The sequence below is a fragment of the Brachybacterium vulturis genome, assembly GCF_043641765.1.
GTDB lineage: Bacteria > Actinomycetota > Actinomycetes > Actinomycetales > Dermabacteraceae > Brachybacterium > Brachybacterium vulturis_A.
Window position 1 is genome coordinate 23,129 of sequence record NZ_JBHZRO010000017.1, and the last position, 12,979, is coordinate 36,107.

Annotated in this window: 12 protein-coding genes; 9 read left to right on the forward strand and 3 right to left on the reverse strand. The window is 70.3% G+C overall.

Going from position 1 to position 12,979, the window contains the following annotated elements:
* Window positions 1–61 precede the first annotated feature (61 nt).
* A complete protein-coding gene (locus ACHUEU_RS13065; RefSeq protein ID WP_394216563.1) occupies window positions 62–841 on the reverse strand; it encodes an NAD-dependent epimerase/dehydratase family protein in 780 nt (259 codons plus the stop codon).
* A 280-nt stretch (window positions 842–1,121) separates the two neighbouring features.
* Between ACHUEU_RS13065 and ACHUEU_RS13070 the strand changes: the two genes are divergently transcribed.
* The 5 genes from ACHUEU_RS13070 (at window position 1,122) to ACHUEU_RS13090 (ending at window position 5,671) form a co-directional block, all read left to right on the forward strand.
* Window positions 1,122–1,688 (forward strand): helix-turn-helix domain-containing protein, encoded by a 567-nt coding sequence (locus ACHUEU_RS13070; RefSeq protein ID WP_394216564.1) that lies wholly within the window; start codon window positions 1,122–1,124, stop codon window positions 1,686–1,688.
* Window positions 1,689–1,879: 191 nt separating this feature from the next.
* Entirely contained in the window at window positions 1,880–2,701 is an 822-nt protein-coding gene (locus ACHUEU_RS13075; RefSeq protein WP_394216565.1) for a PrsW family intramembrane metalloprotease, read from the forward strand.
* A 477-nt stretch (window positions 2,702–3,178) separates the two neighbouring features.
* Window positions 3,179–3,421: a hypothetical protein gene (locus tag ACHUEU_RS13080; protein WP_394216566.1), complete on the forward strand. Its 243-nt coding sequence runs from the start codon at window positions 3,179–3,181 to the stop codon at window positions 3,419–3,421.
* 269 nt (window positions 3,422–3,690) lie between these two features.
* Window positions 3,691–5,241 (forward strand): FAD-dependent monooxygenase, encoded by a 1,551-nt coding sequence (locus ACHUEU_RS13085; protein WP_394216567.1) that lies wholly within the window; start codon window positions 3,691–3,693, stop codon window positions 5,239–5,241.
* A 157-nt stretch (window positions 5,242–5,398) separates the two neighbouring features.
* Complete coding sequence (locus ACHUEU_RS13090; RefSeq protein WP_394216568.1) at window positions 5,399–5,671, forward strand: type B 50S ribosomal protein L31; 273 nt, start codon at window positions 5,399–5,401, stop codon at window positions 5,669–5,671.
* 156 nt (window positions 5,672–5,827) lie between these two features.
* On the opposite strand, the gene ACHUEU_RS13095 is transcribed toward ACHUEU_RS13090, so the two are convergent.
* Both ACHUEU_RS13095 and ACHUEU_RS13100 read right to left on the reverse strand, forming a co-directional pair.
* Window positions 5,828–7,339: an arylsulfatase gene (locus tag ACHUEU_RS13095; protein ID WP_394216569.1), complete on the reverse strand. Its 1,512-nt coding sequence runs from the start codon at window positions 7,337–7,339 to the stop codon at window positions 5,828–5,830.
* A gap of 38 nt (window positions 7,340–7,377) precedes the next feature.
* Window positions 7,378–8,550, reverse strand: coding sequence for a Gfo/Idh/MocA family protein (locus ACHUEU_RS13100; RefSeq protein WP_394216570.1), 1,173 nt, complete (start codon window positions 8,548–8,550; stop codon window positions 7,378–7,380).
* A gap of 301 nt (window positions 8,551–8,851) precedes the next feature.
* Between ACHUEU_RS13100 and ACHUEU_RS13105 the strand changes: the two genes are divergently transcribed.
* From ACHUEU_RS13105 to ACHUEU_RS13120, 4 genes are read left to right on the forward strand one after another with little or no spacing between them, the layout of a single operon-like run.
* The gene (locus ACHUEU_RS13105; RefSeq protein ID WP_394216571.1) at window positions 8,852–9,928 is read left to right on the forward strand and encodes an ABC transporter permease; all 1,077 of its coding nucleotides are present in this window, start codon (window positions 8,852–8,854) and stop codon (window positions 9,926–9,928) included.
* 1 nt (window position 9,929) lies between these two features.
* Window positions 9,930–10,847: an ABC transporter permease gene (locus tag ACHUEU_RS13110; RefSeq protein ID WP_394216572.1), complete on the forward strand. Its 918-nt coding sequence runs from the start codon at window positions 9,930–9,932 to the stop codon at window positions 10,845–10,847.
* On the forward strand, window positions 10,844–11,905 hold the full coding sequence (locus tag ACHUEU_RS13115) for an ABC transporter ATP-binding protein (protein ID WP_394216573.1): 1,062 nt from the start codon (window positions 10,844–10,846) through the stop codon (window positions 11,903–11,905). Before ACHUEU_RS13110 ends, ACHUEU_RS13115 begins: the two co-directional genes overlap by 4 nt.
* On the forward strand, window positions 11,902–12,978 hold the full coding sequence (locus ACHUEU_RS13120; protein WP_394216574.1) for an ABC transporter ATP-binding protein: 1,077 nt from the start codon (window positions 11,902–11,904) through the stop codon (window positions 12,976–12,978). The genes ACHUEU_RS13115 and ACHUEU_RS13120 overlap by 4 nt, the downstream gene beginning before the upstream one ends.
* The last annotated feature ends 1 nt before the right edge of the window (window position 12,979 follow it).

A 12,979-nucleotide genomic window follows, 5' to 3' on the forward strand; every position in this document is an offset into this window, starting at 1 on the left:
GCAGCATACGAGCGCCGCTGGATAGCCGGGCGGCAGACGACCCCACGGACGTCCGGCGCCCTCACTCGGGCAGCAGGTGCCGGGGATGCCAGTCCAGCAGCCGCGCCGCGGAGTCGTCGGCGATCGAGTGCGCGGCGGCGGTGACGGCGATCGCCTCATAGGCCCCGCCGCGCTCGCGCCGCAGAGCGGCCATCACCGCCGCGGCCAGGTCCTCCGGATGCAGGGAGCTGATCGGGGTGCCGTCCTCCAGGGTGTGCAGCATCGGCTCGACCTGCTCCTCGCGCAGCGGGGTGACCCAGCGGGGCCAGGCCTCCGCGGTGGTCGGGAAGGCCAGGCGCAGCGAGGTGACGGTCAGCGGCCCCTCCGCCGCCGTGGGCGCAGGACCGTCGAGGGACAGGCGCAGCGCTTGCTCGGCCAGCCGCTTGGAGAGGCCGTACAGAGCCGTCGCATCCGGGGCGGCCCCGGCCGGGATCGGCACCTCGCCGTACCGGGCGAAGACGTCGAGCGAGCTGATGTGCACGAAGGAGCCCGCGCCGAGGCCTCGGGCGAGCCGCATGGCCAGCAGTACCGAGCCGACGTTCACCGCGATCGCAGTGGCGGTGCCCGGCAGCTGCTCCGCCTCGCTGCCGTCCGGGAGATGCGCGGCCAGGTGCACCACGGCCTCGGCGCCCTCGAGAGCGGCGGTCAGCGCTACGGGGTCATCCGCCTCCCCCACCACATCCCGCACGCCGGGCAGCGGCGCGGTGCTGCGGTCCAGGACCGTCAGCTCGTGCTCGGCCCGCCAGGCCTCGACGAGGGAGCTGCCGACCCCGCCCTTGCCGCCGATCAGTGCGATGCGCATGGGCAGATCCTCGCAGAGCCGGGCCGACGGCGCGAGAGGCGGGGTGCACCACCCGAACCCCGCGCCCGCCGTTTCCCGCCAGGGCTCTGGCGACCGCGCGCTGCCCGCCACCAGATATCTGCCTCTGGTGAGGCCTGAACCCCAAATATGCGCTGTGGCCCCGAAGAACGACAGAAATCTGGTGGTGGAGGCCGGTGGGCGCAGGCCGGTCAGGGGCCTCCGGCAGGAGGTACGGTCCGACCGTGGACACGGCTTGCTGTCGAGGCATAGCATCTTGCGCATGACGCAAATTTCTGAGGGTGTTGACGGCCTGGTCCGGCAACGGCTGCGTGCACTGCGTCTCGCCCAGGGCCTCTCCCTGGGGGATCTCGCCGCCCGCGCCCATCTCAGCCCCTCCACCCTCTCCCGGATCGAGAACGGACAGCGCCGCCTCGCCCTGGATCAGCTGGTGGTGCTCGCCCGCGCTCTGGACACGGGCCTGGACGAGCTCGTGGAGACCCAGGCCGAGGAGGTGGTCTCGAACGCGACCACCGAGCACGGCATGGACGCACTGCGCTGGCGGATCCGCCATACTCCGAACACCGTGATCCTCCGTCGCCGGGTCACCGGGCCGCCCCCGGCGCCCGAGCGGATGCGCGCCCATCCCGGCCACGAGTGGCTGGTGGTCCTCTCCGGCGCCCTCACCCTGCTCCTCGGCGAGCGCCGCTACCGGGTCACGGAGAACCAGTGCGCTGAGTTCGACACGATGCTGCCCCACGCCTTCGGCGCCGAGGGCGGCCCGGCCGACGTGCTGCTGATCGTGGATCCCGAGGCGCGGCGCGGCCATGCACAGGACGGGGCGGACTGACAACGGCTCCTCCTCAGCGGTTCCCCAGGCCTCGGCCAGCCGCTCCCCGGCCGCCTAACAGCTGCCCTGCAGTTGTTCTCCAGCCGGTATCCGGGCATTCCGGCGCATACTGAGATGGACACCGCCGCACCGACGACGCCCCGCCTCGGGTGGACGGGTTCGAGCGATCCCGCCCTTGGAAGGATCGTCCGATGAACCAGCAGCCCGCAGCCACCGTCCACTACCCCTGGTACCTGCGTTTCTCGTGGACCCTCGCCCTGGCCATCGGGATCATCGCCTATGTGGCCACCTTCGTGATCATGCTGTTGACCAGGAACCCCACCATGGTGCCCTCAGTGTTGCTCGTCGGCGCCGTGACCATCCCGCTGACGGTACTGCTGTTCGCCCAGTCCAGCCGCGTCGGCCCACTGGTGCCCTCCGGGACGCTGCTGCTGACCGTCGGGCTGGGAGGCCTGTTCGGAATCTGCGCCGCCGGTCTCGAGGAGACCATCGCCGCCCTGCTGCTGGGCAACGAGTCGATCCTGCTGGTGGGCGTGATCGAGGAGACCGCAAAACTGGTGGTCCCGCTGATCGTGCTGGCGCTCGCCCATCGCAGCACCCGTGGCGGCGGCATCGTGATCGGCATCGCCGCGGGCATGGGCTTCGCGGTGCTGGAGACGATGGGCTACGGATTCAACGCCCTGCTGGCGAAGAACGGCGGGCTGGGCGCCCTGGATGCGACCCTCGTCGTCCGCGGCATCCTGGTGCCGGCCGGGCATGTGGCCTGGACCGGCGCGATCTGCGCCGCGCTGTGGTATCTGGTGGAGACCTCGCGCAAGGGGCGCGGAGTGCTGGCGCTGCTCGTCTCCTACGTCGGCGCGATCGTGCTGCACACCGCCTGGGACGCGACCGCCAGCGGGAGCCTCCACCTGCTGATCGGGCTGGTGAGCGTCGCCGCGCTGCTGACGCTGACACTCCTCGCGCATCGCGCTTTCGTGCGGTCCCACCTGCCCGCCGTCCCCGCGACGGCCTGAGGGCGATGAGCCGCTGGAGACGACCGTCGAGGTGACCCCGTCGGCGCCACGGGAATAAACCCTTGGGGTTTGCGGTTCATGCTGATAGCGTCTGACGCGGTCCCGGGTGGTCGAAGCCCGCGACTCGGACAGGCGACCTCGTCGCCACCCCGGCGGAGAGACCCGCCACCAGGGCGACGACACCGCCCACTCGACCACAGCGAACCCCGCGGTTCTGCGCGCTGCCACGACGGCAGCGCATCAGAGTCCGGATCGCACGGCCTGCGCCCCCGCGCCGCCTCCATCTCGCCGACCAGGCGACCTCCCGTGGAGCAGCAGCGGTTGGTGCGCGCCGAAGGCCCTTCCGCCCCAGCGGGTCCGGCCCGGCGATCGTCCGCCCCAGCGGACAGGTCGCCTCCCGCGCAGACGGCGCATCCCGGCACCCTGCCGGCACCAGACATCCGGTCGGCCCCGCGCCGACCCTGAAGGAGAAGCACCATGCAGTACACCGATCATCGAACCTCCGGTCCGCAGACCTCTCAGGCCCCTCTCGTCGTCTTCCGCGACCAGAGCGCGGGCCTGCGCTACCTCACCCGCTCCGAGCGGACCTCGGAGCACACCACCACCTGGGAGGACGGCAACGTCTACCCCGTGGTCGAGGTGGATCTGTCCTCCGCGGCGCACTTCGCGCGAGTGGACGGCCGTGGCGGTCGACGAGAGCTGGCCGGCGCCTCGGCCTGACACCGGCGGTGGGGCCGTGGCACCGCTCCCCGGTGCCGCAGCCCCCGAGCACCGCTCCCGGAGCACATCTCCCGACCGAGTCGTAGGTTCTGCTGCCCATAGCCCCGTATGCGCAGCAGAACCTACGGCTCGTTCCGCATTCCCGAGGCGCGTCGGAGACTGCCCGCGGCTCGATGCGCCGCACCCGCTGCCCGGGATTCCGCTCGGTGCGGCGCGGGGCTATCGTGGCCACAGGACCGACCCGCCGTCGCGTCGAGAAGAGGCCCGCTATGCCCGCCGCCACCACCCCTGCACTGCTGGAGACCGAGGTGCTGGTGGTCGGCGCCGGGCCCACCGGCCTGATGGCCGGCCTGGTCCTGCACCGCCGCGGCATCGACACGCTCGTGATCGACGGGAAGAGAGGGCCCACCCGGGAATCCCGGGCGCTCGTGGTCCAGGCCCGCAGCATGGAGATCTACGACCAGCTGGGCCTCGCCGCGCAGGTGCTCTCCGGCGCCAATCCGGCCCAGCGCATCCAGTTCGGACCGGGCAGCACCGCGGCCGGGATCGACTTCGCGAGCGCGCAGGAGGGCTGGACCTCGTTCCCCGGTGCACAGGTCTTCGAGCAGTCCCGGAACGAGGAGCTGCTCTCCCGGACTCTTGCCGCCGAGGGGGCTCCCGTGCGCTGGGGCCACCGCTTCACAGATCTTGCGGAGGGGACCGAGCTCGGGGCGGGCACCGGTCCGGATGCCCGCGTCGAGGTGCGGGCAGAGGGGCCGGAGGGTCCGCTGCGGATCCGTGCCCGCTGGGTGATCGGGGCCGACGGGGCGGGCTCACCGGTGCGCCACGCCCTGGACCTGCCCTTCGAGGGCGTCACCGATGACGCGACGTTCTGCGTGGCGGACCTGCGCGGGGTGGAGGGATCCCCGGCGACCTCCCTCACGGCCCGCCTCGGGCAGCAGCGCTTCGCGCTCACCTTCCCGATGGGCCCGGACGGCCACGTGCGGGTGGTATGGCTGCACGGCGAGAAGGACCCCGTGCGCCAGGAGGCTCTCGCCGGGATGCGGGAGGACCTCGGGATCACCTACGCCCGGGTGGACTGGTACTCCGCCTACCGCGTCCACCACCGGGTGGCCGCGCACTTCCGCCGCGGCCCGGTGTTCCTCGCCGGGGACGCCGCCCACGTGCACTCCCCCGTGGGCGGCCAGGGCATGAACACCGGCCTGCAGGACGGGCACCATCTGGCGCATCTGCTGGCCGACGTCACCGCAGGCCGCCAGGCCGAGACGGCTCTGGACCGCTTCGAGGGCGAGCGTCGACCGGTGGCGATGACGCTGATCAACGCCACCGACCGGGCCTTCGGCATCATCGCCCGGCCGGGCCGCGGCACGGCATTCCTCCGCCGGCGCGCCCGCGACGTCCTGTCCGTGCTGGCCCCGCGACTGCTCGCCACGGCGCTCGGGCCGTACGTCGGCGGGCTGCTCGGCCAGTACCGGATCCGCTACCACGCGGTGGCCGACGGTGAGCCGTCGCCGCGGTGGGCGCAGGATCGCGCCGTCGGCCTGCGTCTGCCACCGACCGATGAGAACGCCGAGGCGCTGCGGGCGATGACCTGGCAGCTGCACAGCTACGGCGCCGACGCCGCGCGGCCGGCCGGGGTGCCGCACTGGATCGAGGGGCCGCTCGCCTTCTCCCCCGATCCGCGGGGCCGCCTGCGCACGGATCACCTGTACCTGGTCCGGCCCGACGGTTTCGTGGCTGCGTCGTGGGTGCTGCACGCCGGTGCGGCGGCGAGGGAGGACGTGCGGGAAGCGCTGGCGGCGTACGCGGTCACCGGCTGAGCCGGCCCGGGTCCTGCTCCGCCCGCCGAGACGCCGCCATGGCGTCATCGGCGGGCGGTGACCGCCCCGACCGGTCGATCCCCACGGCACGTCGGCCGTGGGAATACTTGAGGCCCCTCCGTAGTTGAGATTTCAGTAATCAACCGAGGAGATCCTCATGCAGAAGAACATCCACCCCGACTACCGGCCCGTCGTCTTCCGTGACCGCAGCGCCGGCACCGCCTTCCTCACCAACTCGACCCGCTCGTCCGAGCGGACCGTGGCCTGGGAGGACGGCCGCGAGTACCCCGTGATCGACATGGAGGTCTCGGCGGCCTCGCATCCGTTCTGGACCGGTCGTGCCGGCGTGGTCGACACCGCCGGTCGCGTGGAGCGCTTCCGTCGCCGCTACGCGGACAAGATCGTCACGGCCCACCGCGCCACGGCCTGAGACCGCGGCGCTCCGGCTGGCCTCGCGGCGCGCTCAGCCGACCACGGCGGCGAGCCGCGGGGCGAGGCGCTCTCCACGCAGTGCGCGGAGGTGCACGGCATCGAGAGGTCGGGGAGCTCGCGCAGGCGGCCGCGGCCTCTCCGGGACGCCTGCCGCTCAGACCGCCGCGAACTCCCTGACCCATTCGGCTTCGCTGCGCAGCGGCCTGCCGGGCTTCAGCGCGCCGTTCTGCACGAAGCCCTCCTCGCGGCCTTCGAGATGAGCGATCAGCAGCTCACGGTGACGGGCGAGCTCGGCGGTGTGCCCGCCCGCGGCGACCAGGTCGACGCACTCGTAGGGGTCCTCGGCCAGGTCGAACAGCTGTTCGCGCCCGTCGCCGGAGAACCACACGTACTTGTGGCGCCCGGTGAGGATCCACTGCATGGAGTGCCGGCCGAGCTGGTGGATCAGGTGCTCGCCCTGCAGGTGGTGGCGTATCGCGGTGCCTTCCGCCACCGCCTCGCGCACGCTGGTGCCGGTGACCGGCGCGGGGATCGGCACCCCGGCGAGGTCCAGCAGCGTGGGCATCACATCGCGCAGCTCCACGATCGCCTCGACGTCCCCGGCCGGGCCCCATTCCTCTCGCAGCCGCGGCGGCAGGTGCAGCAGGAAGGGGATGTGGCTGGAGCCCTCGTAGGCCACGGACTTGCGGTAGAGGTCGTGGTCGCCGAGCATCTCGCCGTGATCGGAGACGAACAGGATCGCGGTGTCGCCTGCGACACCCTGGTCGTGCAGGGCCTCCAGCAGGCGGTTGATCTGGAAGTCGATGAACTCGATACTGCCGTAGTACCCGGCCTTCACGGCGTCGTGCCGTGACCGGGACCGATGCGCGAACTCGGCCTCGTCATCGCCGTCGCGGCGGAACTGCTCGAACTGCTGGACCCAGTCCCCCATCGGTCGTTCCGGCATCTCGCGGTGGGAGTACTTGTCCCACAGCCAGGCAGGCGGGTCGAAGGGCGCGTGCGGGCGGTGGAAGGACATGTAGAGGAAGAAGGGACGGGTGGGGTCCCGGCGGCTGAGGAACTCGAAGGAGGTATCGGCCACCCACCGGGTGGGATGCAGCCGCTCCTCCCGCTCCCAGGGACGGGCCACCATCGAGTTGCAGCCCAGTCCCGTGTCCTGGTAGTCGGCCGCAGGATCGCCGGTCTGCGCCCGCAGCCAAGGCAGGTAGTCATCGGCGCGGGCCGAGGCGCCGCGATGCTCTGCCCGACTGACGTGCAGGTAGCCGTCGTGCAGCTGGACGTCGTCGAAGCCGCAGCGCGCCCGCTCGGGAAACACGTGCATCTTGCCGACGCCGTAGGTCTGATACCCGTGCTCACGCAGGGTGCCCGGTAGCGTGGTCGGATACGCGGCGGGGAAGGTGATCCCCTCCCGATAGCCGTAGCGGCCGTGGATCTCGGGGCCGGTGCCGGTGAACATGCCCACCCGCGCGGGGATGCAGGTCGGCGTCGAGGAGTAGGCGCGGGTGAAGCGGTTGCCGCGCCGGGCCAGGGAATCGAGATACGGGGTGTCGATGTGCTCGTTGCCCGCGCAGCCCATGGCGTCGAACCGCATCTGGTCCACACAGACCAGCACGAGGTTAGGGCGCCGCCCGGGCTGTGGGGAGGAGTCGGTGGTCGCGGGGCTCATCGCGCCACCTTACGACCGGCTGTCACGGGGCATCCGGTTCACGGCTGTCCCTCGTCGAAGTAGCGGCGCACCGCATCGGGCACGGCCGGCACGTCGTACGGCATCCCGCCGTCGCGGATCGATGTCGCGCCGTACACCCCGGTGGCCACGGCCTCACGGGCGGCGACGGCGGAGACATCGGTGACGCCGCCGTGGCGCACGAAGGCCAGGAACTCGGCGACCAGGCTGGGATCGGCGCCGCCGTGGCCGCCGTCGGCGCGGGCGATCACCTCCACGGCGTCGGGCCGGCCGGGACCGGAACGGCGCGACTCCCAGATATGGATCTGATCCCCGCTGCCGTCTCCCATGTTCTCGATCCGGCCGGCGTCCCCGATCACCGTGTAGTTGCGGAAATAGTCGGGCGTGAAGTGGCACTGCTGGTAGGAGGCCAGCACCCCGTTGTCCAGCGTCATATTGATCATCGAGATGTCCTCGACGTCGATGACGGGGTTCAGCTCCTTCTGGGCCGTCGGCGGCCAGATGTCCTCGTCATACCAGTCCCGCATCAGCCGATCGGAATTGTCGCGCCGGTCGGTGACGTCGCCATAGACGGCGAGGTCGCCGATGCCGGAGACGCGGCGGGTATAGCCGCCGGCCAGCCAGTGGATCACGTCGATGTCGTGGGCGCCCTTCTGCAGCAGCAGACTCATCGACTTCGCCCGCTCCGCGTGCCAGTCCTTGAAGTAGAAGTCACCGCCGGCCCCCACGAAGTGCCGGCACCAGATCGCCCGCACCCGGCCGATCCGACCCGAATCCACGATCTCCTTCATCTGCCGCACCACCGGCATATGCCGCATGTTGTGCCCGATGTACAACCGCGCCCGCTTCTCCTTCGCCAGCGCCAGCATCGCGTCCGTGTCCTCGACGCTGATCGCCATCGGCTTCTCACAGAACGTGGGAATCCCGGCCTCGAGGGTCTGCAGCGCGACCGACGCGTGCGCGAAGTCCGGCGTCAGGATCATGATCGCGTCGACCTCGTGATCGCTCAGCAGCTCCTCGACGGTGTCGACGGTCGAGACGTCTTCACCGAACGCCTCCCGGGCATTCACCTTCCCGCGCTCACCGGGGTCGGCCACGACCGTGACTGCGGAGCCCTCCCCGGGCTGGTGGGCGTGGGTCGCGAGGTAGTGACGGGCACCGACACCGATGACGCCGATCCTGAGGTCTTCCATGGGGTTCCTTCCGGAGATCCGATTCGCCGCCCCATTCGCCGATCAGCGATGACGGCGGCTCCCGAGCTGACGCGATCTGCCGCACCCGCCCGGTGTGTAAAGCGTTTCACGAGAGTGTAGCGCATCATGCGGCACCACCCCGAGGCCGCCGCAGGCTTCGGCGTCCACGATGAGAACGCATGTAAAGCGTTTCACGGCGAAGTGCTACAGTGCGCAAACCGTTTAGCAGAAGTGTCGTGACGCACACGAATGCTCTGCCGGGACGGGAGACGACGCACATCGAGACGCCGACGGAGGCACCGTGAGCGATACCCAGAAGGTCGCGCCGAGCACCCCGGCGACGATCTCCCCCGCACCAGTACCGAAACGGGCGCGAGGCCGGGGCGGTTCCTTCCTGCTGCAGCGGGCCGGCTTCTACGTCGTGACCGCCTGGGTGGCCCTCACGCTGAACTTCCTGATCCCCCGCTTCATGCCGGGCGACCCCGCCCAGGCCCTCGCGCTGCAGATCACCCGGCAGACCGGCGCGCAGCTCACCCCGGAGATGCTCGACTCGATCCGGACCCTGTACGGAGACCCGAACGTCAATCTGCTCGGGCAGTACCTCTCCTACCTCGGAAGCATCGTCACCGGTGATTTCGGCATCGCTGTCTCGCGCTATCCGACACCGGTGATCGACCTGATCCTCGCCGCCCTGCCCTGGACGCTGTTCCTGGTCGGTGTGAGCACGATCGTGGCCTGGGTGGTCGGCACCGGGCTGGGCATCATCGTCGGCTACCGTCCCGGCGGGAAGCTGGACAACTGGCTCACGCCGATCTCCCAGTTCTTCTCGTCGATGCCCTCGTTCTGGGTCGCCCTGGTCTGTCTGTGGATCTTCGCGCTGATGCTGGGACTCTTCCCCTCCTCGGGCGGCTACGACCCCAGCGTGCCCTTCGAGATCACCAACTTCTGGTTCCTCGTCTCCGTCCTCCAGTACGGCACGCTGCCGATCCTGACCTCGATCTTCGTCGGTTTCGCCGGGTGGCTGTTCGCGATGCGCAACATGATGGTCACCACCGTCAGCGAGGACTACGTGACCCTGGCCCGCGCCGAGGGACTCAGCAACCGCCGCGTGACCTTCCGCTACGCCGCACGCAACGCGATGCTGCCCAACATCACCGGCCTGGCCGCGTCGATCGGCGCGATCCTGGGCGGCGTGGTGCTCACCGAGATCGTGTTCACCTACCCCGGCATGGGCTACCTGCTCCTCAACGCGATCACCACCAAGGACTACCCGCTGATGCAGGCCATCTTCTTGATGATCGTGCTCGCCGTGCTGATCGCGAACTTCATCGCGGACTCCCTGTACGTCCTCCTCGACCCGCGCACCAGGGAGAGCTGACATGAGACGACTCCTGAACAACCGCAAGTTCACCGTCGGGATGCTCATCTCGATCTTCTTCCTGGTGGTCGCGCTGATCGGCCCCTGGGTCGTCGCGCACATCATGCAGGTCGATCCGCGCGGCATCGACTACGACGCGATCTCCGCGCCGCCGTCGGCCCAGCATCTGCTCGGCACCAACCACGTGGGCCAGGACGTGCTGGCCCAGCTGATCATCGGCGCCCGCGGTTCGGTGACCGTCGGGCTGCTGTCCGGGATCATCGCCACGGTCATCGCCGTGCTGGTGGGCACCACCGCCGGCTACCTGGGCGGCGTCCCCGACAGGGCGATCAACGCCGTGGTCAATGTGCTGATGACCCTGCCCGGCTTCGCGCTGCTGTTCATCATCGCGGGCTACGTGCAGGAGGCCGGGATCCTGCTGATCGCCGTGGTGATCGGCCTGCTCGAATGGCCTGGCGGCGCCCGTTCCATCCGCGCCCAGACCATGAGCCTGCGCAATCGCGATTTCACCAGCGCGCTGCGCACCGTCGGCGAGTCCACTCCCCGCATCATCGCGGTCGAAGTGGTGCCGCACCTGGGCGGCGTCATCTCCTCCATGTTCCTCAAGGCCGTGGTCGCCGGCATTTTCATGGAAGCGTCCCTGGCCTTCCTGGGCCTGGGCTCCACCAGCGAGATCACCTGGGGAACGATGGTCAGCCAGGCGCAGACCGGCGGCGCGATCCTGCGCGGCCACTGGTGGTTCTTCCTCCCGCCCGGCCTGGCCATCGCCCTGATCGGCTTCGCCACCGCGATGATCAACTTCGGCCTGGACGAGATCACCAACCCGCAGCTGAACGCCCGCCTGAACGCACGCACCCGCCAGTTCAACCGCGAGCAGCGACGCCGCCGCGCACTGGCCGAGGCAGGAGGCCCCGCGTGAGCATCACCCCCACCCCGCCCGGCACGGCAGAGGACGCACTGCTGGAGATCCGCGACCTGGACGTGCTGTACCTCGGGACCGAGGACTCCGCCAACGTCACGGCGTGCTCGGACATCAACCTGTCCGTGCGCCGCGGAGAGATCCTCGGCATCGCCGGCGAGAGCGCTTCGGGCAAGTCCACCCTGCTCAATGCCATGACCCGTCTCCAGCAGGCGCCCGCGGTCACCTCGCGGGGCAGCGTGATCTTCCATGAGCATCCCGGCGCGACCGGGGTCGACCTGGTCGACTGCGACGACCGGGCGATGCAGCGCTTCCGCTGGTCGGACATCTCCATCGTGATGCAGTCCGCGATGGCCTGCCTGAACCCGGTCATCCGCCTGCGGGACCAGTTCTTCGACGTGCTGCGCGCCCACGACCGGGGCCCGGGCCGGGCCGGGCTGCAGGCCCGGGCCGCCGAACTGCTGCAGATGGTCGGCATCATGCCGGATGCGCTGAACAAGTATCCGCACGAGCTGTCCGGCGGCATGCGCCAGCGAGCGCTGATCGCGCTCTCTCTGGCCTGCGATCCGGATCTGATCGTGATGGACGAACCCACCACCGCCGTCGACGTGGTCATGCAGCGCCAGATCCTCAACCAGATCCTGCACCTGCAGCAGGAGCTCGGCTTCGCGGTCGTCTTCGTCACCCACGACCTCTCGCTGCTGCTGGAGATGGCCGACCGGATCGCCATCATGTACGGCGGCCGGATCGTGGAGGTCGCCGACGGCTCCACCATCTCCGAGAACCCCCAGCACCCCTACACCCGAGGGCTGCGGGACGCCTTCCCGTCCCTCGTCTCCGAACGTGGCAGGCGTCATGGCATCCCCGGCTCCCCGCCCGATCTGCGCCGCCTGCCCAGCGGCTGCGCCTTCAGCCCTCGGTGCACCGAGGCCATCGAGCTGTGCTCGCAGGTGCGACCGGAACTGACCGTGCTGCCCGATTCGGTCGCCGCCTGCCACGTACGACGTATGGAGACCGACGACATCGCCGCACACACCATCCTCGAGGAGGTCCGATGAGCGTGGACCAGGCCGATCCCGCAGCTCCCGACCGGCTGGACGCTGCCGGCCCCAGCGTGCTGCGCGCCGAGAACGTCTCGGTGGTCTTCGACGGCAAGGACAACTCCGGCCGCAAGGTGGAGATCCACGCCTGCCGAGAGGTGGACGTGGACCTGCGCCGTGGTGAGATCGTCGCCCTGGTCGGCGAGTCCGGCTCCGGCAAGTCGACCCTCGCGCGAGCGTTCTCGCTCGTGCACCCGCCGACGGCCGGCCAGATCCTGCTGGACGGCGAGCCGCTCGGCAGCCGCACCCGTCGACGCCCCTTCTACAAGCGGGTCCAGCTGATCTACCAGGACCCCTTCGCCTCGCTGAACTCCCTGAAGTCGATCCGGCACATCCTGGGTCGGGTGGTGAAGATCCACGCCCCCGGCCTGTCACGGAAGACAGTCGAAGCACGCACCCTCGAGCTCCTCGAGCTGGTCAGCCTGACCCCGGCGGAGGACTACATCGACCGCTTCCCCAGCTCCCTGTCCGGAGGGCAGCGCCAGCGCGTCTCGATCGCCAGAGCCCTCGCGGTGGATCCCGACGTGCTGCTCGCCGACGAGCCGACGTCGATGCTGGACGTGTCGATCCGTCTGGACGTGCTGAACCTGCTCGACGAGATCCGTCGCGAGCGCGGCGTGGCGATCCTGTACATCACCCACGACATCGCCAGCGCCCGCTACATCTCCGACCGCATGGCGGTGATGTACTCCGGCGAGCTGGTCGAGACCGGGCCGACGGAGGACGTCGTCGCCCACCCCAAGCACCCCTACACCCGGCTCCTCATCGAGTCGGCACCAGATCCCTCCCGGCGCCGGGAGGGCGGGCCGACCGAGTTCGCGGAGACCTCCCTGGGCGAGCCGGCGAACCCTGCGCAGGAGATCACCGGCTGCCGATTCCAGGCACGCTGCCCGTTCGTGATGGAGCGCTGCCGCCAGGAGGCCCCACCCCTGCTGACCACCGACGACCAGCACGCACGCTGCTGGCTGTTCGCCGACGCCGCCGCAGAGACCACCCGGGCCACCGGGGCCCACCCCTCGAAGGAGAGCTGAC